20 protein-coding genes and 3 tRNA genes are annotated in these 25,821 nt (G+C 59.2%); 7 read left to right on the top strand and 16 right to left on the bottom strand.

Annotated features, from left to right (window positions below):
- Positions 1 to 4 precede the first annotated feature (4 nt).
- From arsB to KKO72_RS18245, 3 genes are all read right to left on the bottom strand, one after another.
- On the bottom strand, positions 5 to 1,024 hold the full coding sequence (arsB, locus tag KKO72_RS18255) for an ACR3 family arsenite efflux transporter (protein WP_214942386.1): 1,020 nt from the start codon (positions 1,022 to 1,024) through the stop codon (positions 5 to 7).
- A 52-nt stretch (positions 1,025 to 1,076) separates the two neighbouring features.
- Positions 1,077 to 1,577: an arsenate reductase ArsC gene (locus tag KKO72_RS18250; RefSeq protein WP_214942341.1), complete on the bottom strand. Its 501-nt coding sequence runs from the start codon at positions 1,575 to 1,577 to the stop codon at positions 1,077 to 1,079.
- An 82-nt stretch (positions 1,578 to 1,659) separates the two neighbouring features.
- The gene (locus KKO72_RS18245; RefSeq protein ID WP_214942338.1) at positions 1,660 to 2,007 is read right to left on the bottom strand and encodes a helix-turn-helix transcriptional regulator; all 348 of its coding nucleotides are present in this window, start codon (positions 2,005 to 2,007) and stop codon (positions 1,660 to 1,662) included.
- Between the two features lie 218 nt (positions 2,008 to 2,225).
- Between KKO72_RS18245 and KKO72_RS18240 the strand changes: the two genes are divergently transcribed.
- The 3 genes from KKO72_RS18240 (at position 2,226) to KKO72_RS18230 (ending at position 5,758) form a co-directional block, all read left to right on the top strand.
- Positions 2,226 to 2,999, top strand: a complete 774-nt coding sequence (locus tag KKO72_RS18240) for a sulfite exporter TauE/SafE family protein (RefSeq protein ID WP_214942335.1) — start codon at positions 2,226 to 2,228, stop codon at positions 2,997 to 2,999.
- A 168-nt stretch (positions 3,000 to 3,167) separates the two neighbouring features.
- Positions 3,168 to 3,800 (top strand): glutathione S-transferase family protein, encoded by a 633-nt coding sequence (locus KKO72_RS18235; RefSeq protein ID WP_214942332.1) that lies wholly within the window; start codon positions 3,168 to 3,170, stop codon positions 3,798 to 3,800.
- Between the two features lie 95 nt (positions 3,801 to 3,895).
- Positions 3,896 to 5,758: an ATP-binding protein gene (locus KKO72_RS18230; RefSeq protein ID WP_214942329.1), complete on the top strand. Its 1,863-nt coding sequence runs from the start codon at positions 3,896 to 3,898 to the stop codon at positions 5,756 to 5,758.
- Between the two features lie 42 nt (positions 5,759 to 5,800).
- Here KKO72_RS18230 and KKO72_RS18225 read toward each other — a convergent pair whose 3' ends face one another.
- Together KKO72_RS18225 and rnr are read right to left on the bottom strand one after the other, a co-directional pair.
- Entirely contained in the window at positions 5,801 to 6,556 is a 756-nt protein-coding gene (locus tag KKO72_RS18225; RefSeq protein ID WP_214942326.1) for an SDR family oxidoreductase, read from the bottom strand.
- Between the two features lie 37 nt (positions 6,557 to 6,593).
- Positions 6,594 to 8,855: a ribonuclease R gene (gene rnr / locus KKO72_RS18220; RefSeq protein ID WP_251140765.1), complete on the bottom strand. Its 2,262-nt coding sequence runs from the start codon at positions 8,853 to 8,855 to the stop codon at positions 6,594 to 6,596.
- Between the two features lie 49 nt (positions 8,856 to 8,904).
- Here rnr and KKO72_RS18215 point away from each other — a divergent pair.
- Positions 8,905 to 8,989, top strand: a tRNA-Leu gene (locus tag KKO72_RS18215).
- 112 nt (positions 8,990 to 9,101) lie between these two features.
- On the opposite strand, the gene rimO is transcribed toward KKO72_RS18215, so the two are convergent.
- The 3 genes from rimO to KKO72_RS18200 form a co-directional block, all read right to left on the bottom strand.
- Positions 9,102 to 10,496, bottom strand: coding sequence for a 30S ribosomal protein S12 methylthiotransferase RimO (gene rimO / locus KKO72_RS18210; protein WP_214942323.1), 1,395 nt, complete (start codon positions 10,494 to 10,496; stop codon positions 9,102 to 9,104).
- A 24-nt stretch (positions 10,497 to 10,520) separates the two neighbouring features.
- Positions 10,521 to 11,054, bottom strand: coding sequence for a polyhydroxyalkanoate synthesis repressor PhaR (phaR, locus tag KKO72_RS18205; protein WP_214942319.1), 534 nt, complete (start codon positions 11,052 to 11,054; stop codon positions 10,521 to 10,523).
- A 218-nt stretch (positions 11,055 to 11,272) separates the two neighbouring features.
- Positions 11,273 to 11,349: transfer RNA gene (locus KKO72_RS18200), tRNA-Val, on the bottom strand.
- 131 nt (positions 11,350 to 11,480) lie between these two features.
- On the opposite strand from KKO72_RS18200, the gene KKO72_RS18195 reads away from it, so the two are divergent.
- The 3 genes from KKO72_RS18195 to rpoD all read left to right on the top strand — a co-directional run bounded on the left by KKO72_RS18195 (position 11,481) and on the right by rpoD (position 16,715).
- Entirely contained in the window at positions 11,481 to 12,239 is a 759-nt protein-coding gene (locus tag KKO72_RS18195) for a 3-hydroxyacyl-CoA dehydrogenase (RefSeq protein ID WP_214942316.1), read from the top strand.
- Between the two features lie 32 nt (positions 12,240 to 12,271).
- Positions 12,272 to 14,137, top strand: a complete 1,866-nt coding sequence (gene dnaG, locus KKO72_RS18190) for a DNA primase (RefSeq protein ID WP_214942314.1) — start codon at positions 12,272 to 12,274, stop codon at positions 14,135 to 14,137.
- Positions 14,138 to 14,396: 259 nt separating this feature from the next.
- Positions 14,397 to 16,715 (top strand): RNA polymerase sigma factor RpoD, encoded by a 2,319-nt coding sequence (gene rpoD / locus KKO72_RS18185; RefSeq protein ID WP_214942311.1) that lies wholly within the window; start codon positions 14,397 to 14,399, stop codon positions 16,713 to 16,715.
- 313 nt (positions 16,716 to 17,028) lie between these two features.
- Here the strand turns inward: rpoD and KKO72_RS18180 are convergent, their stop codons facing one another.
- The 8 genes from KKO72_RS18180 to pheS form a co-directional block, all read right to left on the bottom strand.
- The gene (locus tag KKO72_RS18180) at positions 17,029 to 19,014 is read right to left on the bottom strand and encodes a MacB family efflux pump subunit (RefSeq protein ID WP_214942356.1); all 1,986 of its coding nucleotides are present in this window, start codon (positions 19,012 to 19,014) and stop codon (positions 17,029 to 17,031) included.
- Positions 19,015 to 19,028: 14 nt separating this feature from the next.
- Complete coding sequence (locus KKO72_RS18175) at positions 19,029 to 20,213, bottom strand: efflux RND transporter periplasmic adaptor subunit (protein ID WP_214942308.1); 1,185 nt, start codon at positions 20,211 to 20,213, stop codon at positions 19,029 to 19,031.
- A 32-nt stretch (positions 20,214 to 20,245) separates the two neighbouring features.
- Complete coding sequence (locus tag KKO72_RS18170) at positions 20,246 to 20,902, bottom strand: DUF4198 domain-containing protein (RefSeq protein WP_251140763.1); 657 nt, start codon at positions 20,900 to 20,902, stop codon at positions 20,246 to 20,248.
- A gap of 230 nt (positions 20,903 to 21,132) precedes the next feature.
- Positions 21,133 to 21,209, bottom strand: a tRNA-Pro gene (locus KKO72_RS18165).
- Between the two features lie 34 nt (positions 21,210 to 21,243).
- On the bottom strand, positions 21,244 to 21,693 hold the full coding sequence (locus tag KKO72_RS18160; protein WP_214942350.1) for a MerR family transcriptional regulator: 450 nt from the start codon (positions 21,691 to 21,693) through the stop codon (positions 21,244 to 21,246).
- A gap of 94 nt (positions 21,694 to 21,787) precedes the next feature.
- Positions 21,788 to 22,129: an integration host factor subunit alpha gene (locus KKO72_RS18155; RefSeq protein WP_078363171.1), complete on the bottom strand. Its 342-nt coding sequence runs from the start codon at positions 22,127 to 22,129 to the stop codon at positions 21,788 to 21,790.
- A 39-nt stretch (positions 22,130 to 22,168) separates the two neighbouring features.
- Positions 22,169 to 24,601: a phenylalanine--tRNA ligase subunit beta gene (pheT, locus tag KKO72_RS18150; RefSeq protein ID WP_214942305.1), complete on the bottom strand. Its 2,433-nt coding sequence runs from the start codon at positions 24,599 to 24,601 to the stop codon at positions 22,169 to 22,171.
- Between the two features lie 55 nt (positions 24,602 to 24,656).
- A complete protein-coding gene (pheS, locus tag KKO72_RS18145; RefSeq protein ID WP_214942302.1) occupies positions 24,657 to 25,733 on the bottom strand; it encodes a phenylalanine--tRNA ligase subunit alpha in 1,077 nt (358 codons plus the stop codon).
- Positions 25,734 to 25,821: the final 88 nt, after the last annotated feature.

Genomic DNA, 25,821 nt, shown 5'->3' with positions numbered 1-25,821 from the left:
GCCCTCACCCCCGCTCGTACCACCCCTTGGAACGGTTGACCACGTTCACCACCAACAGCATCACGGGCACCTCGATCAACACCCCCACCACGGTGGCCAGGGCGGCGCCGGAATTGAAGCCAAACAGGCTGATAGCTGCGGCCACGGCCAGCTCGAAGAAGTTGCTGGCGCCAATCAGTGCCGATGGGCAGGCGATGTTGTGCTTTTCACCCACGGCGCGGTTCAGCCAGTAAGCCAGGCCGGAGTTGAACACCACCTGGATCAGGATCGGCACCGCCAGCAGGGCAATGATGAGGGGTTGCTTCAGAATCGCCTCGCCCTGGAATGCAAACAGCAGCACCAGCGTGGCCAGCAATGCGGTGATGGACCAGGGGCCGATCTTCTCCATGGTGGCATCAAAAGCGGCCTGGCCTTGCTTGAGCAGGGTTTTGCGCAGCCCCTGCGCCAAAACCACCGGAATCACGATGTACAGCGCGACCGAAATCAGCAGCGTGTCCCAGGGCACGGTGATGCTGGACAGCCCCAGCAAAAACGCCACCAGCGGGGCAAAAACGATGACCATGATGCTGTCGTTGAGCGCCACTTGACTCAGGGTGAACAGCGGGTCACCGCCAGTGAGGCGGCTCCAGACAAACACCATGGCGGTACAGGGCGCGGCGGCCAGCAGGATCAGCCCGGCCACATAACTGTCGATCTGGTCGGGCGGCAGCCACGGCGCAAACAGCGTGCGGATGAACAACCAGGCCAGAAACGCCATCGAAAACGGTTTGACCAACCAGTTGACAAAGAGCGTGACGCCAATGCCTTTGAGATGCTGGCGCACCTCGTGCAGCGCACCGAAATCGACTTTCACCAACATCGGGATGATCATCACCCAGATCAATGCGCCCACCGGCAGGTTGACCTGGGCCACTTCCATCCGGCCAATGGCCTGAAACAGCCCCGGAAAGAGCTGGCCCAGCGCAATGCCCACCACGATGCACAGGGCCACCCAGACCGAGAGAAAACGCTCAAACACACTCATGGGCGCACCTGCGGCGCGTTTGCCGGTGACTTCACATTGGGCGCTCACGGGCTTATGCCTTGCTCAGCTCACGGGCCGTGCTTTGCAGCAAGGTCTTTTCCAGCTTGTCAGCAGGCAAGCTGGTCAGCAGCTCAAGGCGGCGTTTCAAGGCGTGCAGGGTCAAGCGGAAGGCGTCTAGCTTTTGTGCATCGGTACCCTCCCCGGCTGACGGGTCGGGGTAAGCCCAGTGCGCTGTGGCAGGCTGGCCTGGCCAGTAGGGGCAGACTTCACCGGCGGCGTTGTCGCACACGGTGATGACCAGGTCCATGTGCGGCGCATCAGGCAGGCCAAACTCGTCCCAGCTTTTGCTGTACAGACCGTCGGTACTGATGCCAGCATGCTGCAACACCTGCAGGCCCAGCGGGTTCGGTTGCTGGTTGGCACGCGGGCTGCTGCCTGCTGAGAAACCCTTGAAACGGCCGCGGCCAATGTGGTTCAGGATGGCTTCGGCCAGGATACTGCGGGCGGAGTTGTGGGTGCACAAAAACAGGACGTTCAAGGGTTTGTCAGACATATCAAGTTTCCAGAGGTGGTTTAGACAAATTCAGCAAAGTTAGCAGCGCTGTGTGACAAAAGGTTACGCCACACGGGCGCCTTCATGCCAGAGGCACATGATCAGCGGCAAGGATCGGTAGGCAGAGTTCCGGGCACTGCTCGGGATGACCAGCGCAACACTCGGCGCTCAGGTAGGCAATCAGCTCGTGCATCAAGCCCATGTTGGCGCGGTAACGCTGAAAGCGCCCTTCCTGCACCACATTCACCAGTTGCGCATGGGCCAGCGCCTTGAGGTGAAACGACAGGTTGGTGGGCGGGATGTCCAGCGCCGCTCCGATCTCGCCAGCAACCAGGCCGGTTGGCCCGGCCTTGACCAGTAAACGGTAGGCATCCAGACGCACGGCTGATGACAGCGACTCAAAGACGGAGGTGGCGAGTGATGTATCCATGACTTCAATAATACAACAATTGTTGAAATATTGAAGCTATGAGCCATATCTCGCAAGCTCACGTTCAAATGTTGGTCACCGCCAAATGAAGCCAGCCGCAAGCCATCAGGGACAATACGACTTTGTAATTATTTTTTAACTCAGTTGGTGATGGTGTTCGTGTTGGTGTCCTGTGGGATCCGCCCGGTCATTGCTCTGGGCCTGAAGCAACACACAAGATGATCACCGAACTCTATTTCCTGCTGCCGCTGACCTTTGTCGCGGCCATGCTCAACGCTGCAATTGGTGGCGGCGGCCTGGTGCTGATTCCGGGCATGCTCACGCTGTTTCCAGCAGCCGCGCCCGCAACCTTGTTCGCCACAGAAAAATGTGCCTCGGTGGCTGGCATGGCCACTGCCGCCACCCAGTACGCACGGCGCATCAAGCTACCCTGGGGCCTGCTGCTGCTGACGGCATCGACCGCGTTTTGTGGCGCCCACATGGGTGCGCGCGCCATTGCCACCCTGCCCAGCACCTGGATCAAACCCTTTGTGGTGGTGTTGCTGGTGGTGATGTTGCTTTACACCTGGTTTCGGCCAGACTTTGGCAAACAGGACGCTGACATCCCGGTCACGCGCAACGACAAGGTGCGTGGTGTGCTGATTGGCACCGCCATTGGTTTTTACGAAGGCTTTTTTGGCCCCGGTGCGGGCAGTTTCCTGATCTTCCTGTTTGTACGGGTGTTCCACTTTGACTTCATGCGCGCCACCGCCTGTGCCAAGGTGGTCAACATGGCTACCAATCTGGGGGCGCTGGCGTTTTTCATCCCGAACGGGTTTGTTAGCTTCCAGCTCGCCATTCCGATGGCGGTGGCCATGATTGCGGGCTCGTTTGCTGGCAGCCACTTGGCCATGAAAGGCGGCAACCTCTGGCTGCGCCGGATCTTCCTGGTGCTGGTGATCAGCCTGCTGGCAAAACTGATCACGGACTTGGTGCGCACCCAGTTCCTGTAGCCGCACCTGCCTGCGTCGGGCGGCCTGGCAAAAGCCAGGCACCATCACCGTCTGGTGGTGGATTGGGGGTGCATGCACCCAACGGATTCGTCGGCACATGCCGAATGCCATAATTCTTGGAGCTGACCCAACACGAAGCTGTTTCAAATCTACCAATCAAGGGGTTTCATGAAGCTTTACCAATTTCCAGTCAGTCACTACAGCGCCAAGGTCCACATCACGCTGCTTGAAAAAGGGCTGGTGTTCGAAGCCCCCGAACTGAGCTGGGCCTACCTGAAATCACCGGAGTTTCTGGCCATCAACCCGATGGGCAAGGTACCTTATTTGCAGGACGGGGATTTTGGCATTGGCGAGTCAGAGGTGATTGTGGAGTACCTCGAAGAGCGTTACCCCCAACCCGCCATGTTGCCAGCCGGTATTGAGGCCCGCGCACGCTGCCGCTGGTTGTCGCGCTTTCACGATATGTACCTGGGCCCGCAGCTGAGCACCTTGTACTTTGCACTGTCTGATGGTCGCGCCGCACAGCCCGGATTCCAGGTCGAGGTGGATCGTTTGCACCAACTGATCGCCATCCTGGAGGGGCAGATTGCGCCCGCGCCGTTTTTTCTGGGTCAACAGTTCACGCTGGCCGATGCGTCTTACGCGGTGTCTTACCTCTACATTGGCAAACTATCCAGCGCCCATGGCAAACCGGTGGCGCCTTCTGCCATGCCGCGCCTGGCCGCCTGGTTTGATGCGGTCAAGTCGCGCCCATCTGTCGCCCCGGTGCTGGCGGCCACCGAGGCCGCTTTGGCCCAGTGAGGCCACAATGGCACAGTCGCAGACTCTGACTCCAGACGATGGCCGCCCTCCTGCCCTACAGTGCACTTGAAAGCTTTCACTGGTCAGACACCCCCATGTGGGTGTTTGACATGCTGCACCAGCGCATGTTGTGGGCCAACCCGGCCGGTGTGGCGTTCTGGAAAGCCGATTCACTTGAAGAGTTTCTGGCCCGGGATTTTGCCGACCTGTCGGAGGCGACCGTCACGCGCAACCAAGTAGTGATGGCCGAACATGCTGCGGGCCGCACCGCGCGCGCGCAGTGGACGGTTTACCCCAAGGGCCATCCGGTGACATTTAACGCACACAGCATTGGCGTTGAACTTGCCGATGGCAGCGTCGCCATCCTGTACGAAGCCCATTCGCCCTCCCTGAGTCTGGACCCGGCGGTGCTGCGTGGTGTGGAGGCCATGCAACACACCTCGGTGCTGATTGCGCTGTTCAGCCGCAGCGGAAGCGCGGTGATGCGCAATCCGGCTGCTGTGCGGGCCTTCGGCGCGGTGGATTCCAGCGCCGAGCAGGACGATTTTCAGGCCATGTTCGCCGAACCAGAGACCGCGCAAGCCATTCACAGCCAGCTGAACCAAGGCACAAGCTACAGCAGCGAAATCCAGCTGACCACCTTGAACGGCATACGCTGGTATGGCATGGATGCGCGTTTGGTGCCCGACCCGGTGACCGGCGCGCCCCTGGTCCTGATCAATGCCCGCGACATCAATGAACTCAAAACGATGCAGGTTGAGCTGCAACGTGCCACGCAGGCGGCCATGGCGGCCAACGTGGCCAAGTCCCAGTTCCTGGCTAACATGTCGCATGAGATACGCACACCCATGAACGGTGTCATGGGCATGACACGGCTGCTGATGGAGACCCAACTCAGCGCCGAGCAGCAGGACTATGCACGTGACATTGCCCAGTCGGGTGAATCGCTGCTGGCCATCATCAACGATATCCTGGACTTGTCGAAGATCGAGGCAGGACACATGACCTTTGAACAGTACCCCTTCAAGGTGGCCGAGATGGTGGATGCTGTGCTCTCGGTCCTCAAAGAACGGGTGCGCGAAAAAGGCATCGGGCTGGCGGTTGACATCACACCAGCGGCCCGTGTCACCTTTGTGGGTGACAGCCTGCGTATCCATCAGGTGCTGCTCAATCTGGCTGGCAACGCCGTCAAATTCACCGAACAGGGGGAAGTCCGTCTGAGTGTCTCGCGGCTGAACCATGGCCTGCGTTTTGAGATCAGTGACACCGGCATCGGCATTCCGCTCTCGGAGCGTGGTCGGCTTTTTTCGAATTTCAGCCAGATTGACGCGTCCACCTCTCGCAAATATGGTGGTACCGGCCTGGGCCTGGTGATCTGCAAACGCCTGGTCGAGGGCATGCAGGGGCGCATTGGTTTGGCAGAGGACCGTCCCACAGGCAGTCTGTTCTGGTTTGAACTGCCTGTTCTGCCTCTGTCAACAGCCTCCACCGAGATCAGCATGACACCAGAAAATGCCGTATCCGTTCCGTCTGCAACCACACCAGCCACCGAACCCACGGGGGCATCCAACCCTGCGCCAGAACCGACCCGCAGCGGGCGCATCTTGTTGGTCGAAGACAACAAAATCAACCAGAAGCTGGTACTGACCCTGCTTCAGCGCCTGGGTTACACGGTTGACTTGGCAGAAAACGGCCTGCAGGGTGTGGCAGCCGCTGGCAAACGGTCCTACGCCCTGATCCTGATGGACATGCAGATGCCGGAAATGGACGGCCTGGAAGCGACCCGTCACATCCGGCGTGGCACCGGGGTGAACAGCCACAGCCCCATCGTTGCCCTGACCGCCAACGCCATGCTGGCCGACCAGAATGCCTGCCGCGAAGCGGGCATGAACGACTTTCTGACCAAACCCTTCAACCGCGCAACGCTGGTCGCCTGTCTGGAACGCTGGATCATTTAACGGGCGCGAAAAACCAGGCCCCCAGCCAACAAATACCCTGGCTCAGCCACGGCCCACAAAGGGCATGTTGGTGGCCATCACAGTGTGGAACAACACATTGGCCCCCACAGGTAAATTGGCCATGTACAACACCGACTGGCCAGCGATGGCCACATCCATGACCGGCTCCACCGCAGTCTGGCCATTAGCCTGCAAGATGCCTGCCTGCATGCGCTGGGCCATCTCGGTGGAAGCGTTGCCGATGTCGATCTGACCCACAGCAATGTTGTACTTGCGCCCATCGAGCGCGGCGGACTTGGTCAGACCACTCACAGCATGTTTGGTGGCGCTGTAGGCCACCGAGTTGGGCCGCGGTGTGGTCGCGGCGATTGAGCCGTTGTTGATGATGCGACCACCCTGCGGCGTCTGCGCCTTCATCACCCGAAAGGCCTGGCGAAGGCACAAAAACATACCGGTCAGATTCACATCCACCACACCCTGCCACTGGTCCAGCGTGAGGTCTTCCAGCAGCACCGCCGGGGCGCTGATCCCGGCGTTGTTGAACAACACATCGACCCGGCCAAACTGGCGCCCCGTGGTGTCGAACAGGGCCAACACCGAGGCCTCATCCGTCACATCCGTCGGCACCACCAGGCAACGCTCTGGCGCGCCACCCAGTTGTGCCACCTCAGCCAGCAGCGGCTCACGCCGCCCCGCCAGCACCACACGGTAACCGTCTTGCAACAAAGCCAATGCTGCCGCCCGGCCAATGCCGGAGCCGGCACCCGTGACCACAGCCACTCTAAAATTCTCAGTCATAACATTTATATAGCGAACAATGCTTGATGGATAAGGGCTAGCGCCTATTTTTGCGACTTTTATCCCTAGACTTGCCAGCCACCGGCGCACGCCGCGTCGTTTTGGCCGCCGCAGAAGGTTTGGGCGACCGTGCCAGGGGTTCCGAGATTTTGCGGCTGCGTCGGCCCGTGGGCGCGCCATCCTGGTCCGGCTCAAATACAGTGCGCTCGTTGCCGTCGCCCTTGTCCTTGAGTGCGCGCCCCACCAGCGCCTCACCCTCCTGCACCAGGCGGAAATCGATGCGCCGACCGTCCAGATCCACCCGACTGACCTGCACACGAACGCGCGTTCCGAGTGCATAACGCAAACCGGTGCGCTCACCGCGCAACTCCTGGCGCGCTTCGTCAAAACGGTAGTACTCACCACCGAGTTCGGTGATATGCACCAGGCCTTCGACGTACATGGCGTCGAGTGTGATGAACAGGCCAAAACTCGTCACCGAGCTGACCACACCCGAGAACTCCTCACCCAGGTGTTCACGCATGTACTTGCACTTGAGCCAGGCCTCCACATCGCGGCTGGCCTCGTCGGCGCGGCGCTCGTTGGCGCTGCAATGTAAACCGGCAGATTGCCAGGCCAGCATGTCGGCACTGAGTTTGCGCGGCTTCTGGCCGGGTTCGGCCACCTTGGACGCCAGGTTTTTCTCCAGCCGTTTGGACAGCTTGGCGTGGGCTTCACCCGGTGTTGGCAACACGGGCAAGACGTATTTGGTCTTGGCCAGAATCGCCTTGATGACGCGGTGCACCAGCAGATCGGGGTAACGCCGGATCGGGCTGGTGAAGTGGGTGTAGGCCTCAAACGCCAGACCAAAGTGGCCGCTGTTGATCGGGGTGTAGATCGCCTGCTGCATCGAGCGCAGCAGCATCGAATGGATCTGCGCCGCATCAGGCCGGTCTTTGGTGGCATTGGCAATCGCTTGGAACTCACCGGGCGACGGGTCGTCGCTGATGGTCAGGCCGACACCGGTCACCTTCAGGTAATTGCGCAACACCTCTTTTTTCTCGGGCGTGGGACCTTCGTGCACACGGAACAGGCCGGCTTGTTTGCCCTGCGCAATGAAGTCAGCGCTGCAGACGTTGGCGGCCAACATCGCCTCTTCGATCAGCTTGTGGGCGTCGTTGCGGGTGCGCGGCACAATTTTTTCGATACGGCCCACTTCGTCACAGACGATCTGGGTTTCCACCGTCTCGAAGTCCACCGCACCACGACGCACGCGCGACTTGAGCAAGGCACGGTACACATCGTGCAGTTGGATCAGGTCATCAATCCGGTCCTTGCGTTTGAGGGCCTCGGGGCCACGGGTGTTGGCCAGAATCGCCGCCACCTCGTTGTAGGTGAAACGTGCGTGGCTCCACATCACCGCCGGGTAAAACTGGTAGGCCGTGACCTCGCCATCTTCGGAGACCACCATGTCGCAGACCATACACAGGCGTTCCACCTCGGGGTTGAGGGAACACAGGCCGTTGGAGAGCTTCTCGGGCAGCATCGGGATGACACGGCGCGGGAAATACACGCTGGTGGCACGGTCGTAGGCATCGATGTCGATGGCCGAGCCGTTTTCCACGTAGTGGCTCACGTCTGCAATCGCCACCAGCAAGCGCCAACCAGAGGTGGCCGCCCTGCCCTTGCCGATCTTGGTGGGTTCGCAGTAGACGGCATCGTCAAAGTCACGGGCGTCTTCGCCGTCGATGGTGACCAGGGGCACATCGGTCAGGTTGACCCGCTTGAGCTTGTCCTGCGGTCGCACCTTGTCGGGCAAGGCGCGGGCCAGTGCCATACAGGCCTCGGAAAATTCATGCGGCACGCTGTACTTGCGCACGGCGATCTCGATCTCCATGCCGGGGTCGTCAATTTCACCCAACACCTCTTTGACACGGCCAACCGGCTGACCAAACAAGGCCGGCGGCTCGGTAAGTTCCACCACCACCACCTGTCCGGCACGCGCGGCACCGGTGGCGGCCTTGGGGATCATGATGTCCTGGCCGTAACGTTTGTCCTCGGGGGCCACGATCCAGATGCCGCTCTCATGCAACAGGCGGCCAATGATGACCTGGTTGCTGCGTTCGACTATCTCGACCACCCGCCCCTCGGGGCGACCTTTGCGATCACTGCGCACGATGCGAACCTTGACGCGATCCTTGTGCAGCACGGCGCGCATCTCGTTGGGTGGCAGATAGATGTCAGCCTCTCCATCGTCACGGGTCACAAAACCATGGCCATCACGATGACCTTGAACAATTCCTTCAACTTCTTCCAGCAATGCGCTGGTTTGCTTAATATTTTTGATATACTTCTCTCTTTCCTGAAATGCCCAGGTGGCGGAATTGGTAGACGCACTAGTTTCAGGTACTAGCGAGTAACTTCGTGGGGGTTCGAGTCCCTTCCTGGGCACCAAATGTAAATGAAATCTGGTTGATTTCGATGACACCAACCAGATGTTTTGAACTGAAAGCCGCTGTTAAACCAGCGGCTTTTTTGTTGTTGGAATAAATGCCAGCAATTGGCATCAAATGGGCTGCGCCAGCAGATCGTGGCCTTGTGCACCCACAATACGTGCACGCGTGAATTCACCGACCTTGAGCGTCTTGCTGATTTTTTCGGGCGGCAACAATTTCACCAGACCGTCGATCTCCGGCGCATCGGCATAAGAGCGACCCAGACCACCCTTTTTACCCAGACCAGGCGCGTGATCCACCAGCACCTGCATGGTGGCACCGACTCGGCGCTGCAACTTTGCGGCCGACACCTCTTCGGCCACCGCCATGAACGCGGCGCGACGTTCCTCACGCACAGACTCGGGCAACATGCCCGGCAAATCATTGGCCGTTGCACCCGCAACCGGGCTGTAGGCAAAACAACCGGCCCGATCGATGTTGGCTTCACGCATGAAGTCCAGCAGATGGGCAAATTCTTCCTCGGTCTCACCGGGGAACCCAGCGATGAAGGTGCTGCGGATCACGATGTCAGGGCACACCTCGCGCCAACGCTGGATCCGCTCCAGATTTTTCTCACCACTGGCCGGGCGTTTCATGCGTTTGAGCACATCGGGGTGGCTGTGTTGGAACGGCACATCCAGATATGGCAGCACCAGCCCGGAAGCCATCAGCGGCAGGATGGTATCCACACTCGGGTACGGGTACACATAATGCAAACGCAACCAGGCACCGTAACGTTGCGCCATCTCACCGAGCGCCTGCACCAGTTCCAGCAAACGTGTCTTGATCGGTGTACCGTTCCAGAAGCCAGTCCGGTAACTCACATCCACACCATAAGCCGAGGTGTCCTGGCTGATCACCAGCAGTTCTTTCACGCCACCCTCAAACAAAGCTTGCGCCTCTTTGAGCACATCACCAATCGGGCGAGACACCAAGTCGCCCCGCATGGACGGAATGATGCAAAAGCTGCAACGGTGGTTGCAGCCTTCACTGATCTTGATATAGGCATAGTGGCGTGGCGTCAGCTTGATGCCCGCGACCCCAAAGCCATTGGGCACTAAGTCCACAAACGGGTCATGCGGTCTGGGCAAGTGCGTATGCACCGCATCCATCACCTGCTGGGTCGCCTGCGGGCCGGTCACCGCCAACACACTGGGGTGCATCTGGCGCACCAGGTTGTCACCACCCTCACCGGCCTTGGCACCCAGGCAACCTGTCACGATCACTTTGCCATTTTCGGCCAAGGCCTCCCCAATGGTGTCCAAGCTCTCCTTGACCGCGTCATCGATGAAACCACAGGTGTTGACGATCACAAGATCGGCACCCTGAAAGGTTTTGACAGTCTGGTAACCCTCGGCATTGAGTTGCGTCAGGATCAGTTCGGAGTCGGTCAGGGCCTTGGCGCAGCCCAAGCTGACAAACCCTACTTTGGGCGCTTGGGTGGCTTGTGAAATAACACTATTCATGCTCAACTTTGTTGAAATTCAGGATTAACTTTTGAGACCAAAAACACCCAGCATCTGCTCTGTCTGCTTTTGCATTTGCTCCTGCATCTGGGCCAGGATATTTTTAGACTGCTCCAAACTGCCGCCCATCATGGCTTGTAATGCCGGTGGTTGCAGCGTCAGGAACTGCGACCACATCTCAGGCGTAAAACCTTTGGACTGCTCGGCAAAACGCGTTTGCACATCAATGAGCGACTGGATGTTTTTTTCCAGATAACCACCCAGCATGCCTTGCATCGCATGGCCATAAAAACGGATCAGGCTCTCAAGCACCGGTGCGGTGAACATCGGCGAACCGCTGGCCTCCTCTTCCAGAATGATCTGCAACAGGATGCTGCGGGTGATGTTGTCACCTGTCTTGACGTCCACCACTTCAAAAGCCTCACGCTTCATCACCAGAGCCTTGACCTCCATCAGGGTGATGTAACTGGAAGTGATGGTGTCGTAAAGCCGACGGTTGGGGTACTTCTTGATGATGCGCTGCTGACTCGGCGCTGGTGTTTGGGTGGCGTTATTCATAGGTCATCCAGAGGTCCATCATGAGCGCGTTGTATTCAGGTTGCGACCGATTGTAGAAACCGGCACAAGCTGCATTTGCCAGGAGTTGCCCTTGCGGGCGTGCCAAGACCCATCTTGCCATAGCAAAGGTGGATCAGGCAGAGAAACAAACAAGGAATAAAACAGGACTTGTGTCTACAAGGTTTTGCGATCTGAATCTGGCAACATTCAGAAAACCTTGGTAGGCGCGATTGGACTCGAACCAACGACCCCCACCATGTCAAGGTGGTGCTCTAACCAGCTGAGCTACGCGCCTGGGTATTTAGTAAAAACGCAAGTATAGCGTGAATATTCAGCCACTCAGACACCCCCCCGATATTTTTGCGCAAAAACTTGTCTGATAATTGACGTTTACGTCAACGTCAATCCTGTTATCTGGAGGTACTCATGGAAATCAAAGGCAAGGTGTTTATCGTGACCGGCGGCGCATCGGGCCTGGGAGAAGGCACAGCACGCATGCTCAGTGCCGCTGGCGGCACCGTGGTCATTGCCGACCAACAGGTCGACAAAGGTCAAGCGATTGCCAGAGAGATTGGTGGTGTTTTCGTGACCTGCGACGTCAGCAGTGAAGTCGACGGACAAGCAGTTGTCGCACAAGCCACGGCACTGGGCAAACTGATGGGGCTGATCAATTGCGCCGGCATCGCACCTGCCGAAAAAACCGTGGGCAAAAACGGCCCCCACGCGCTGGCACTCTTCACCAAATGCATCACCGTCAACCTGGTTGGCAGCTTCAACATGATCCGGCTGTGCGCCGAGGCCATGAGCCAAAACGCGCCGGAAGCCACCGGTGAGCGTGGTGCGCTGATCTCCACCGCCTCGGTGGCAGCTTATGACGGCCAGATCGGGCAAGCCGCCTACAGCGCCTCCAAAGGCGGCATTGTGGGCATGACCCTGCCGATTGCACGCGACCTGGCGCGCAATGGCATCCGCAACATGACGATTGCACCCGGCATCTTCGGCACACCCATGATGTTCAGCTTCCCGCAGGAAGTACAGGATGCTTTGGCGGCCAGCGTGCCCTTCCCGTCGCGGCTGGGCACCCCGCAGGACTACGCCAAACTGGTGCGGCATATTTTTGAGAACGAGATGCTCAACGGCGAAGTGATCCGCCTGGACGGCGCCATCCGCCTGGCGCCGCGCTGACCCCATGACTGGGCGGTTTCTACAATCGCCCCATGTCCATCCCCCAAAGCTTCGTACAGGAACTGCTGGCCCGCGCCGACGTGGTGGAAATCGTCGGCCGTTATGTGCCACTCAAGAAGGGCGGCGCCAATTTCATGGGGTTGTGCCCGTTTCACAGCGAAAAATCACCGTCTTTCTCAGTCAGCCCGACCAAACAGTTCTACCACTGCTTTGGTTGTGGCAAAACCGGCAACGCCATCGGCTTTCTGATGGAGCACGCGGGCATGAGTTTTGTGGAAGCCGTGCAGGACCTGGCCCAGCAATTTGGCATGCAGGTGCCCGAAGACGACGCCAGCCCGCAGGACCGCGCCCGCGCCGCCGAACAACGGCAAAAACAGCACACCTTGAACGATGTGCTCGAGAAAGCCTGCAAGGCCTACCAAAAACACCTCAAGGCTTCACCCCGTGCGGTGAGTTATTTCAAGGGCCGCGGCCTGTCGGGCTCCGTGGCCAAACAATTTGGCCTGGGATATGCCCCTGAGGGCTGGCGCAGCCTGGCCAGCGTGTTCCCGAGCTACGACGACCCGCTGCTGGTGGAAAGTGGCTTGGTGATCCTCAACGAAGAAGACGGTGGCGAAGCCAAACGTTACGACCGTTTTCGTGACCGCGTCATGTTCCCGATCCGCAACATCAAAGGGGAATGCATCGGATTTGGCGGACGGGTGCTGGGTGACGACAAACCCAAGTACCTCAACTCGCCGGAAACCCCGGTATTCAGCAAAGGCCGCGAACTCTACGGCCTGTTTGAAGCCCGCGCCGCCTTGCGGGAACACGGCTACGCCTTGGTCACCGAGGGTTACATGGACGTGGTGGCGCTGGCGCAGCTCGGCTTTCCCAACGCGGTGGCGACACTGGGCACCGCCTGCACCCCCGAGCATGTGCACAAACTGTTTCGTTTCACCGAGTCGGTGGTCTTCAGTTTTGACGGCGACAGCGCGGGCCGCCGCGCCGCACGCAAGGCGCTAGACGCTGCCCTGCCGCTGGCAACCGATGTGCGCAGTGTCAAGTTCCTGTTTTTGCCTCCGGAGCACGACCCCGACAGCTTCATCCGCGCCCACGGAAAGGAAGCCTTTGCGCGTTATGTCAGCGAAGCGGTGCCACTGAGCCGTTTTTTGCTCGACGCCGCGCGTGATGGTTGTGACCTGCACACCGCCGAAGGCCGCTCACACCTATCGAGCAACGCCAAACCGCTGTGGGAACTGTTGCCCGCTGGTGCCCTGAAACAACAACTGCTGTCAGAGATCGCCGATCTGGTGCAGCTCTCCAGCCGGGAGTTGACCGAGGTCTGGTACCCGACACAGGCCAAACCCAAACGGGTGCGCAAGGAGAACTATCAAAGTGATAGTGATTACCGCAGCAAGAACGAGGGCTACAGCCCAAAATCCTATAAATCCAAGAACAGCCCTCGCCCCATCCCCAGCAACAGCCGCTTGCCGGCCAGCCGGGCCGACCATGCCGCACGTATCCTGCTCGACAACATGGCTGCACTGGAGGCCTTGTCGGTCGAAGACCATGGCCTGCTGTGCGGCCTGGAGCCACCCTACGGGCCGCTGTTTGCTTGGCTGGAAGCCCAGTTCCATGAACATGGCCCACAGCCATGGATCGCGCTGCGCGAGGGCCTACAAGGTCACGAGAGTGAAGCCTTTGCCACCAAACTGATGAGCAGCCACGAGCTGGGCGTGGATGAGGATGCGGCCGAAGCCGCCAGCGAGTTGCGCCGCCTGCTCAACCTGATGCTGATCGACCAGCTCATGGCAGCGGAAACCCAGGCGCTGGAAGAGGCAAAAACCGACCCCTCAGCGCTGCAACGCTACCGCGAACTGCAGGACCGTCGCAAGGCCTTGAAACCCGCCACCTAGGCACCATCTGGGACGCTCAAGCTCGCAAAAAAGGTATAATCCGCTGTTTTTCGCCCAGGCAAGCGCGACAGCAGCACCTCCGGACCCGGCCAACACGATGCATTTGAGCGCATCCGGCCACCTTGCCGCAAGGACTGCACACCAAATGTTCGCCCACCCGTCTTGCCGGACCCTGCCCGTTTTTGCGATGTTTTTCCAAAACGCTGGTCTGCCCGCAGCGCTCCACATGCTTCGTTTGTCGTCGTTTTGAGGTTCATACATGCCTGCTTCCAAGTCAAAGACTTCCGCCGCCCCCGCAGCCAAGACCAGCGCTGTCAAAAAAACAGCCAGCAAACCCACTGAACCGAAAGTACCCGTCGTGCCCGCATCCAAATCCAAAGTCAAAGCTGCTGTAGAAGAAACCCAGGTCGAGGCCGTTGCTGAACCTGTTGTGAAGAAAAAGGCGGCCAAAACGGTCAAAAAAGCTGCCGATGGCGCTGCCAGCACCGGCGCCAAACGCGGCCGCAAACCCAAGGCCGGCAAAGAAGCAGGTGATGTGGATGACCTGGACATGTCCGACATCGAGGACGATCTGGCCGGGGAACCTGTGGCCGAAACCACTGAGGCAACCGAGACCACCGAAAAGGTCAAACCGCTTCGCATGAAGATCAGCAAGGCCAAAGAACGGGCCTTGATGAAAGAGTTTGGCCTGGATGAGACCGTGCTGTCCGAGGAAGACCTAGCCAAACGCCGGCTGCGCCTCAAAGCCCTGATCAAACTCGGCAAAACCCGTGGTTATTTGACCCACGGCGAAATCTCCGATCACTTGCCCGACAAACTGGTCGATGCCGAAACGCTCGAAGTGGTGATCTCGATGCTCAACGACATGGGTGTCGCGGTTTACGAACACACGCCCGATGCCGAAACCCTGCTCTTGAACCAGAACGGCCCGACCGCCGCCACCGAAGAAGAAGCCGAGGAAGAAGCCGAAGCCGCCTTGAGCACGGTGGACAGCGAGTTTGGCCGCACCACCGACCCGGTGCGCATGTACATGCGCGAAATGGGCACGGTCGAGTTGCTGACACGCGAAGGCGAAATCGAAATCGCCAAACGCATCGAAGGTGGCCTGATGGCGATGATGGAGGCGATTTCCGCCTCCCCCGCCACCATCGACGTGATCTTGCAGCTGGGTGAAGACATTCGCAGCGACAAAGTGGTCATCACCACCATCGTCGACGGTTTCACCAACCCGAACGAGGCCGACGACTATGTGGCCGAAGAAGACTTTGACGAATTTGACGCCGACGATGACGACGACGGCAAGGGTGGCTCCAAAGCGCTGACCAAAAAGCTCGAAGAGCTGAAAAAAGAAGCCATGAGCCGCTTTGACCGGATGCGCGCGCATTTTGAGCAGATCCATGTGATCTACGACAAAGAAGGTTACGGCAGCGCCAATTACCAGAAAACCCAGCGCGCCTTGTCGGACGAGCTGATGTCGATCCGCTTCACCGCCAAGACCATCGAAAAACTCTGCGACATGGTGCGCGGTCAGGTCGATGACGTGCGCAAGAAAGAGCGCGAGTTGCGCCGCATCATTGTGGACAAATGCGGTTACCCACAGGCCCAGTTCATTGCCGAGTTCAGTGGCCGTGACAAACACCACAACAAGGTGGCCAGCCATTTGCTCGACCTGAAATGGATCGAAAAGCAAGCCGCGGCAGGTAAACCCTGGAGCGCGACCATGGGCCGCAACATCCCGCCGGTGCAGGAGTTGCAACAACGCCTGATCGATCTACAAGCCAAGGTCGTGGTGCCGCTGGACCAGCTCAAGGACATCAACAAACGCATGAACGAGGGTGAATACGCCTCGCGCGCGGCCAAGAAAGAGATGATCGAGGCCAACTTGCGCCTGGTGATCTCGATTGCCAAGAAGTACACCAACCGCGGCCTGCAGTTCCTCGACCTGATCCAGGAAGGCAACATTGGCCTCATGAAGGCGGTGGACAAGTTCGAATACCGTCGCGGCTACAAGTTCTCGACCTACGCCACCTGGTGGATCCGTCAGGCCATCACGCGTTCGATTGCGGATCAGGCGCGCACCATCCGGATTCCGGTGCACATGATCGAAACCATCAACAAGATGAACCGCATCAGCCGCCAGCATCTGCAGGAGTTTGGTTACGAGCCCGATGCCTCCGTGTTGGCCGAGCGCATGGAAATCCCCGAGGACAAGATCCGCAAGATCATGAAGATCGCCAAAGAGCCGATTTCCATGGAAACACCGATTGGTGACGATGACGACAGCCACCTGGGTGACTTCATCGAGGACGGTGCGAACACCGCCCCGATGGAAGCGGCCATGCAGGCTGGTCTGCGCGATGTGGTGAAAGACATCCTCGACAGCCTGACGCCGCGTGAAGCCAAGGTGCTGCGTATGCGTTTTGGTATCGAGATGACCAACGACCACACGCTCGAAGAAGTCGGCAAGCAGTTTGACGTGACGCGTGAACGCATCCGCCAGATCGAAGCCAAGGCACTGCGCAAGCTCAAGCACCCGAGCCGCTCGGACAAGCTGCGCAGCTTCACCGACAACCTGTAAATACCGACCCAGCGTTTACATAAGAAAAGCGCCTCAGACCCTCATAAAACGGGCGTGAGGCGCTATTTTTTTGAAACAAATTCCGCCAAATCCACAAGAGCATGCAAATTCAAGAGCTCACGGGATAGCGGGCTTCGCAGCTCATCTGTTCAACAGAAACTATTGCCCGATCTGCTATCACGGTGGGTGTTATTGAGGTGCGTAACACGCTACGACCTTCCCTGCAAAATACAGTTTCTATAGGCTCTCCTTATGGCCGCTGCGCAGTCTGGAGGACGTTGTAGAAAAAATGGGGGGATGCAAACCAGAAGCATCACTCCGATGCCAACGCCACAACCGGATCCAGCGCTGAGGCCTTGCGGGCCGGCATGTAGCCAAACAACAGCCCAGTGGCCACCGCACAGCCAAACGCCCCCGCCATGGCGGATAGCGAAAACACCACAGGCACACCGCTGACAATCAGCCCCCCCCCAATTGCCAGGCCAATAGCAACCCCCACGGCACCACCCAAAAAAGTCACCAGCACCGCTTCGATCAGGAACTGGCGCAGGATGTCGCGCTGGCGCGCACCCGTGGCCATGCGGATGCCGATTTCGCGGGTGCGTTCACGCACCGTCATCAGCATCACATTCATGACACCGATGCCGCCCACCACCAGAGACACCGCAGCAATCAAGCCCAGCATCAGCGTCATGGCGCCACGTGTTTCTGCCTCGGCCTGCAACTTGGCTGCGGCGTTGCTGATACCAAAGTCTTCCCGGCCGTGGCGCGACAACAGCAGCTTGCGCACTGCGGCCTCGGCGGCCTGTGCCAACTCGGGCTCTATGGCGTTGACCACGGTGTAGTCTGGTTGCGTCTGCGTCTGGTAGACCCGAGCCCGACCGGCGTGATAAGGGATAAACACCATGTCGTCGTAATCCTGAACACCCGAATCCGCGCCGCGTTCGGCCATCACACCAATTACCTCAAAGGGAGAATTGCCAACCAGCAAAAACTGTCCCAGCGGGTTGGGCCTGTCGGGGAAAAAATGTGCGCTGGCCTTGTACCCCAGCACCACCAAGGGCGCCAGATCACGGTCCTCCGCATCGGTAAAGTACCTTCCTTGCGCTAGCTTCCAGTGATGCACCTCCGGCATGTCCTTGCTGCTGGCAAACACATAGACCTGCCGATCGGTCCGGCCATAACGCACCGTGATCGGGTCCCCAATGATGGGCATGACATGGCGCACCTCGGGCAGTCGGGCAATGTCCGCCAGGTCGTCATTGGTGAGTACTCCCACCGGTCCACCGCTGGTGGGCGCGCGGCTGCCCAGGTACATGATGGTCGTGCCCAGCGCGCCCATCTGCTGCATCACACGTTGTTCGGTGCCCGCGCCCACGGCCAGCATCACGATGACCGATGCCACCCCGATGATGATGCCCAGCAGCGTGAGCCCCGTGCGTGCGCGGTTCAGTCGCATACCGCGCCAAGCAGTGCGGCTGGCTTCGCGCAGGTCAGCCCAAACGCTGGCCTGCTGATCCTTGCTTTCACTGTATTTTTGATAGCTGCTTACGCCCGTCAAATTTGGGCTGGATGACAATTTCTCTTGCAAATCAGCCTTCTGAGTTCCACTGTCGGCCACGATCTGCCCGTCGTGAATTTCCACCACCCGGCGCGCCTGACTGGCCACGTTGCGGTCGTGGGTGATGAGGATGATGGTGTGGCCTGCGTCGGCCAACGTGTGCAACAGCGCCATCACTTCGGCGCCACTTTTGCTGTCGAGCGCGCCGGTGGGCTCGTCAGCCAAGATGGTACGGCCACCATTCATCAACGCTCGTGCGATAGACACACGTTGCTGCTGCCCGCCCGACAACTGGCTGGGCCGGTTGTCCAGCCGCTCGCCCAGGCCCAGTCGGATGAGCAACTGCGCGGCGCGCTCGGCGCGTTCCTCTTCGGGCAAACCCGCGTAAATGGCGGGCACCTCGACGTTTTCCTGAGCGGTTGCGCTGGCGATCAGATGGTAGCCCTGAAACACAAAACCAAAGGCCTCGCGGCGCAACCAGGCCAGCTGATCAGCGTCCATCGTGGACACATCTTGCCCATCAAAGTGGTACGTGCCCGCGCTGGGCTGGTCCAGGCAACCCAGCAGGTGCATGAGGGTGGACTTGCCAGAGCCTGATGCCCCAACAATGGCGACAAACTCGCCGGCGTGGATGTCAAGTGACACACCATGCAACACCTCGACCGCTGGCACACCACCCGTGCCACCATACGAGCGGCGAATACCGCGCAAAGAGATCAGCGGCGCCCCTGCAGACAATGGCTGCACCGCACTCAAAACCGAAACCTCGAAGGGCCGTTGTTGCCAACACGCTCACCGGTGACCAGCACATCACCCTCCTGCAAACCTTGGCGCACTTCGGCCATGTGCCGGTTGCGCACGCCCAGCGTCACTTCGCGGGTTTCGATGCTTGCGTCGGTGCGCAACACGCGAGCGCTGTAAAGCACAGGAGATGGCTCCGTTGCGTCCTGCGTCGATGCCAGCGCTTTTTCGGTCAGTTCGGCCAGCGGGACAGTCACCACGTTCTGCGCTTGCGCGGTGACAAAGCTTGCTTGTGCCGTCATCTGCGGCATGAGTTCACCGTCGCTGTTGTCCACATCGAACAACACGGTGTACACCACCGCCTTGACGGCGGCTGGGACGGCAGCTTGGCCACCTTGCGCGGACTCTGCGGCAGGCGGTGCGGGCAACACTTGGCGCACCTTGCTGGACCAGCGACGTGGCGCCCGCTGGTCCTGACTGCCCAGTGTGGTGAAGTACACTGGCATGCCGGGCTTCACCCGCCGCACATCGGCTTCAGACACCTCGGTCCACACCGTCATGACCGACAGGTCGGCAATCCGCAAAATGTTGGGCGTCTGGTATGTGGCGTTCAGTGTTTGGCCTTCACGAGCGTCCAGCGATACCACCGTGCCCGCCATGGGAGCATAGATCCGTGTGTAGCCCAGACGGGCTTCGTCGGCTTTCAGCGTGGCCAGGGTCTGCTCGATTTGCGCACGCAGGTTGTCCATCTTGGCCGCCGCCGATGCCTGCGCGGCTTCGGCAATTTGCACGTCTTCCAGCCGGGTTGCGTTCCACCGCATCAATGCTTGCTGGCGCGTGAGCTGCAACTGCGTCAACCGGTGCTGGGCTTGCTGGTCGGCCAGCTGGGCTCGCAAGCCTGCCAAGGCGGCACGGCCGCCATCCACCGTGGCCTGTTGCACACTCGGATCAATCTCGACCAGAAGTTGGCCCTTTTTGACCTCGGTACCAGGTTGGACGTGCAGGCGGTTGATCTGCCCCGAAACCTGAGCACCCACATCCACATAACGGCGTGGCTGCAGTGTGCCAATGGCAGTGACCTTGTCTTCGATGGTGCTGCGCCCCACGGTCACGGTGTCGTACACCATGCCATCACTGCGCATCCACAAGGTGGCAGCAACCGCCGCCACCGCACAGACGGCAAGCACCCACCACATGGCCCGCCCTTGGCCCCGCTTGCACCGCCCAATCAACGCACAACCTCAAAACTCAGGGTGGCGGTATGGCGGACGTCATCGTATTTTTTGCCATCCACTGTGACCGAGCCATTCACTTTGGCAGTCACTTCCAGCACATACAGGCCAGGAAACGTTGGGTCGAACGATACCGTGCCGTCTTTCGCTGACTTGAGCACACGACGCCAGCCTTCTGATGTGTCCACATTGACCTGTGTCGCAGCCACGGTGCTGCCTTTCCAGAGCAGCTTGAAGGTATCGCCCTTGGGTGTGGTGGGCACGATTTCCAAGTCATTCACAGCCTTGGTTTCAGTGCGACCAAAACGGGCCTGGTAGTAGTTCAGCACCTTCTTGTCGGTCACCCGACTGGTCACCAAACGCAGGTCACCCGTGCTGCTGGTGCCGCTGCCGACAACAGGCACGACAAACCGCTCACCTTGTGTTTCCAGAGCTAAGTCCTTGCCATCGGCCAGAAACAGACGTGGTGGAACCAGACCGGCGACCGACTGGTAGCCCTTTTCCAGATCACCCAGATAGGCCGAAACAGTACCCGTTGCATCGCGCTCCAGCCAGACATAGTCGGCATGGGCTGGCAATACCAGGGACACCGTGGCAAGGCAGACAGAAATGGTGCGAAAGAACAACGGACCCGAGAGTTTTTTGAAAGTCATGTGGTGTGGTCGAATGAAAGTGCTTCTACCTACTATGACCATCGAGAATCCAAAAAGGGCCATCTAAATTTATTTGGATGTCACTTTTCTGTTCTGCGCTGGGGTATCTGAGAATAGCCATCATTTTTCATGACACCCCAAAGTGACGCCCCTGACGGCTCTTTTTGGATTAGACAAAGAAAAACGGGTTACAGATGACTCTGTAACCCGTTGATTTCATTGACTATTTTTGGTCGGTGTGAAAGGATTCGAACCTTCGACCCCTTGCACCCCATGCAAGTGCGCTACCAGGCTGCGCCACACACCGAAGCCCATAATTATAACGCGTGTCAGGCCTGTTCTTAGAAATCGAGAGACAGAAGCTCTCGAATTTCACCAAGTTCCCTGCGTACATGTTGCCAAGCCCCAGAGACAGGCTCATTTTCTTGAAGCAGCTCCGTGTCTTCAAAGTCCCCAAACTGAGAATTGCTGACCTCAATGACTTCCACACCGTCCAGCAAGACCTCGCCATGGCGCGACTTGTCGCGCTCATGCTGGAGCAGCTCCTGCATTTTGTTGCGCGCACCACTGATGGTGAAACCCTGGTCATAGAGCAAGTCACGGATGCGGCGGATCATCAGCACCTCGTGGTGCTGATAGTAGCGCCGATTGCCACGGCGCTTCATCGGGCGCAGCTGCGTGAATTCCTGCTCCCAATAGCGAAGCACGTGTGGTTTGACACCACACAAATCGCCCACTTCACCGATGGTAAAGTAGCGCTTGGCGGGGATGACTGGGAGAGAATTCTCCATTGAAATCAATGAAATAGCTGCAAAAGCTTGCAGGTTACTCTAAGTCAATGGTGCCTGTAAAGCAGGCTGTGTATCAATTTGTGAGACTGTTGGCTCAGGGCACAAAACGTGACGACGAAAAGCCTTGCTCCTGGATCTGTTCCTTGAGCTTGTGACTGGCATGGAAGGTGACCACGCGGCGCGCCTCGATCGGAATCGCCTCGCCGGTGCGCGGGTTGCGCCCGGGCCGGGGCGCCTTGGTGCGGATCTGGAAATTGCCAAAACCGGTGATCTTCACATCATCACCGTCTACCAGGCTTTGTGCCACCAGGTCAAAAAACGCGTCGATCATGTCCTTGGACTCGCGTTTGTTCAGGCCGATTTGCTCAAACAGCAACTCCGCCAACTGGGCTTTGGTCAAGGCAGGCGTTTCCAGGGATTCAACAGTGATGTCCATGAGGTTCTTTTCTTCTGTAAGGCGCTATTTTGCATCCACTCAGGTGCGCTGGCGGGCACCCAGGCGCTCCGCCAGGGTCGCAACCACCGCCGCCACGGTGCTCTCGATCTGCGCCTCGGTCAGCGCGACCTCATCCGTGGTGTTGAGGGTCAGGCGCACCGCCATGCTTTTCTCGGCACTGGAAATGCCATCGGCACCCGAGGTCTTGGGACGGTAAATGTCAAACAGCAGGGCATCACGCAACACCTCACCGACAGGCGCGGCCCAGATGGCTGCCATCAGCGCGTCGTGAGTGACACTTTCGCTGACAAGCACCGCAATATCACGCTCGACCGCCTGGAACTTCGGCACTGCCTTGAAGCGAGGCACCTCGCGGGACAACACCGCCTCCAGGTCCACCTCGAACAATATGGGGGCCTGGTTCAGGTCATAGGCCTGGCGCCATTTGGGGTGCAGTTCACCCACAAAACCCACATCAACCCCATTGACGACCACCTTGGCACAACGCCCTGGGTGCAGTGCCGGGTGTTCGGCTGCCACAAACGTGGCACGTGCCGGGGCCAGCAGGGCCTCCAGATCACCCTTAACGTCAAAGAAATCCACCGCACGCTCTTTGACACCCCACTCGGGTGCGTCACAAGCGCCCACGGCCAGACCGGCCAGCCGCATCGGCTGGTCAAAACCCTGCACTGTGGTGTCAGAGTTGGTCACCGAGGCATCACGCAAAAACACGCGGCCGATCTCAAAAACACGCACACGTTGCGCCTTGCGGTCCTGGTTGAACTTTAAAACCTGTAGCAAGGACCCCAGCAAGGACGAGCGCATGACACTCATTTGGCTTGCAATCGGGTTCAGTAGCTTGATCGGATTCGGATTGCCCGCCAGCTCGTGTTCCCAGCGCTCTTCGACAAAACTGAAGTTGATGGTTTCCTGGTAGCCCAGTGCGGCCACCGCACGGCGCACCGCAAAGTCACCACGCCGGGCTTCGGTGCGGACTTTGGCAGTGATGGGTGCCTGCGGCGGGGTGGCCGGCAGGTTGTCATAACCCACCACACGCGCGACTTCCTCGATCAGGTCTTCCTCGATCTGGATGTCAAACCGGTAGGACGGTGCGGTCACCGACAACACGCCGTCGCCCTCCACCACCGGCAAACCCAGTCCGGCGAGCGCCTTGGCGCATTGCGCCTGACTCACAGGCATACCCAGCACCTTGATCGCACGCGCCACACGCAGTGTCACCACAGCGGGCTGGGGCATGGCCACACGTTGGTCGTCCATCGGGCCGCAACGGGTGTCGGGGGTACCGCAGATCTCGACGATCAACTGTGTGATGCGTTCGATGTGCTCCACCGTCAGTTCAGGGTCCACTCCCCGCTCAAAACGGTGACCGGCATCGGTGGAAAAGTTGAAGCGGCGTGATCGCCCGGCAATCGCCCGGGGCCACCAGAAAGCCGCCTCCACGTAAACATTCTGGGTGTCGTCTGACACGGCGGTGGCGTCACCACCCATGATGCCAGCCAGCGACTCCACCTGCTGGGCATCGGCAATCACACCCACCTGGGCATCCACCGTGACGGTATTGCCATTGAGCAGCTTGAGCTGTTCACCGGGCTGACCCCAGCGCACCTCCAGCCCGCCGTGGATCTTGTCGAGGTCAAAAATATGCGAGGGCCGACCCAGCTCGAACATCACATAGTTGGAGATGTCGACCAGGGCCGTCACACTGCGCTGACCACAACGTGCCAGGCGATCCACCATCCAGGCCGGGGTGCTGGCCTTGGGGTTGACACTGCGGATGATGCGGCCTGAAAAACGACCACACAAATCAGGCGCACTGACCTTGACCGGCAACACATCGCTGGCCGTCACTGGGGCGACCGGAAACACGGGCGTCTTCAAGGGCGCGCCGGTCAAGGCCGACAGTTCACGTGCCACACCGTAGACGCTGAGGCAATGTGCCAGGTTCGGTGTGAGCTTGAGGGTGAACAGCGTGTCGTCCAGATTCAGGTGTTCACGGATGTTCTGCCCCACGGGTGCATCAGCGGACAGCTCCAGCAGGCCACCGTGGTCTTCGGACAGCTTCAGTTCACGCGCCGAGCACAACATGCCAAAACTCTCAACCCCACGCAGCTTGCCCACCTTGATCAGGAACGGCTTGCCATCCTCGCCCGGTGGCAACTCGGCACCAACCAAAGCACAGGGCACCTTGATGCCCACGCGGGCATTGGGCGCACCACAGACAATGGTCAGCAGCTCCGGCTGGCCCACATCCACCTGACAGACGCGCAGACGGTCCGCATTGGGGTGCTGTGCTGCCGCCTTGATCTCACCGACCACGATGTGTTGGAAAGGCGGTGCCACTGGGCTGAGCTCTTCCACTTCCAGACCCGCCATAGTCAGGGTGTTGGCCAGTTGTTCGGTGGTCAGGGATGGGTTGCAGAATTCGCGCAGCCAGGATTCAGGAAATTGCATAGTCGTTTTATCGGGTCAGACACATGGGACGGAGACAGCTTGAACAGATCAGGGCTTATCGGAATTGCGACAAAAAGCGGATGTCACCGTCAAAAAACAGGCGCAAATCGTTCACACCGTAACGCAGCATGGTCAGCCGGTCCGGCCCCATGCCAAAGGCAAAGCCGATGTAACGCTCGGGGTCCAGCCCCATGTTGCGGATCACGTTGGGGTGCACCTGGCCACTGCCAGCCACTTCCAGCCAGCGCCCGGCCAACGGGCCGCTGGGGAACTGGATGTCGATCTCGGCGCTGGGTTCGGTGAACGGGAAAAAACTCGGCCGAAAACGCAGCACCAAATCCTTGTTTTCAAAAAAGGTGCGACAGAAGTCGGTGAACACGTACTTCAAGTCCTTGAAGCTCACCGCCTCACCCACCCACAGGCCTTCACACTGATGGAACATCGGTGAATGGGTGGCGTCACTATCGACACGGTAGGTGCGGCCCGGGGCGATGACACGAATCTCGGGCATCGCGCCTGAAAACAGCCCGGTTGTCGGGTTACCCCCCTCTGCAGCCAGACGGTGTTTTTTGACGTGTTGTACCGCGTGGCGGATCTGCATCGGACTGGTATGGGTGCGCAGCAGGTTGGGGGCCGTCTCCGAACCGCCTTCGACATAAAAGGTGTCGTGCATTGACCGTGCGGGGTGGTCTTCGGGCGTGTTGAGCGCGGTGAAGTTGAACCAGTCGGATTCAATCTCGGGGCCTTGCGCGACTTCAAAACCCATGGAACCAAAGATCGCTTCGATGCGCTCTAGCGTGAGCGACACGGGGTGCAAACCACCCTGCCCGCGTTGGCGGCCGGGCAGGCTCACATCCAGCGCCTCGGCCTGCAACTGGGCCCGCAACTCTGCATCGGCCAACGCCTGACGGCGGGCATTCAACGCCGCTTCAATCGCTTGTTTGGCCAGATTGATGGCCGCACCCTGGGTCTTTTTCTCATCAACGGACAGCGTTGCCATGCCCTTCATCATCTCGGTGATGCGCCCGGATTTGCCCAGGTACTGGGCCTTGGTGTTTTCCAGATCGGCCGGGGTGTGGGCCAGTTCGAAAGCAGCGCGGGCCGCTTCGACAACGGTAGTCAAGTCGTTCATAAGAGGTCAAATTCTGTGATCAAGGAAAAAGGGCTAGTGCTTTTTCAAGCTCTAGCCCTTATCTCTGTTACTTAGTTAGCTATTCTTA

The organism is Rhodoferax sp. U11-2br (genome assembly GCF_018619435.1).
Lineage (GTDB): Bacteria > Pseudomonadota > Gammaproteobacteria > Burkholderiales > Burkholderiaceae_C > Rhodoferax.
This window is presented reverse-complemented; position numbering and strand designations above follow the sequence as displayed.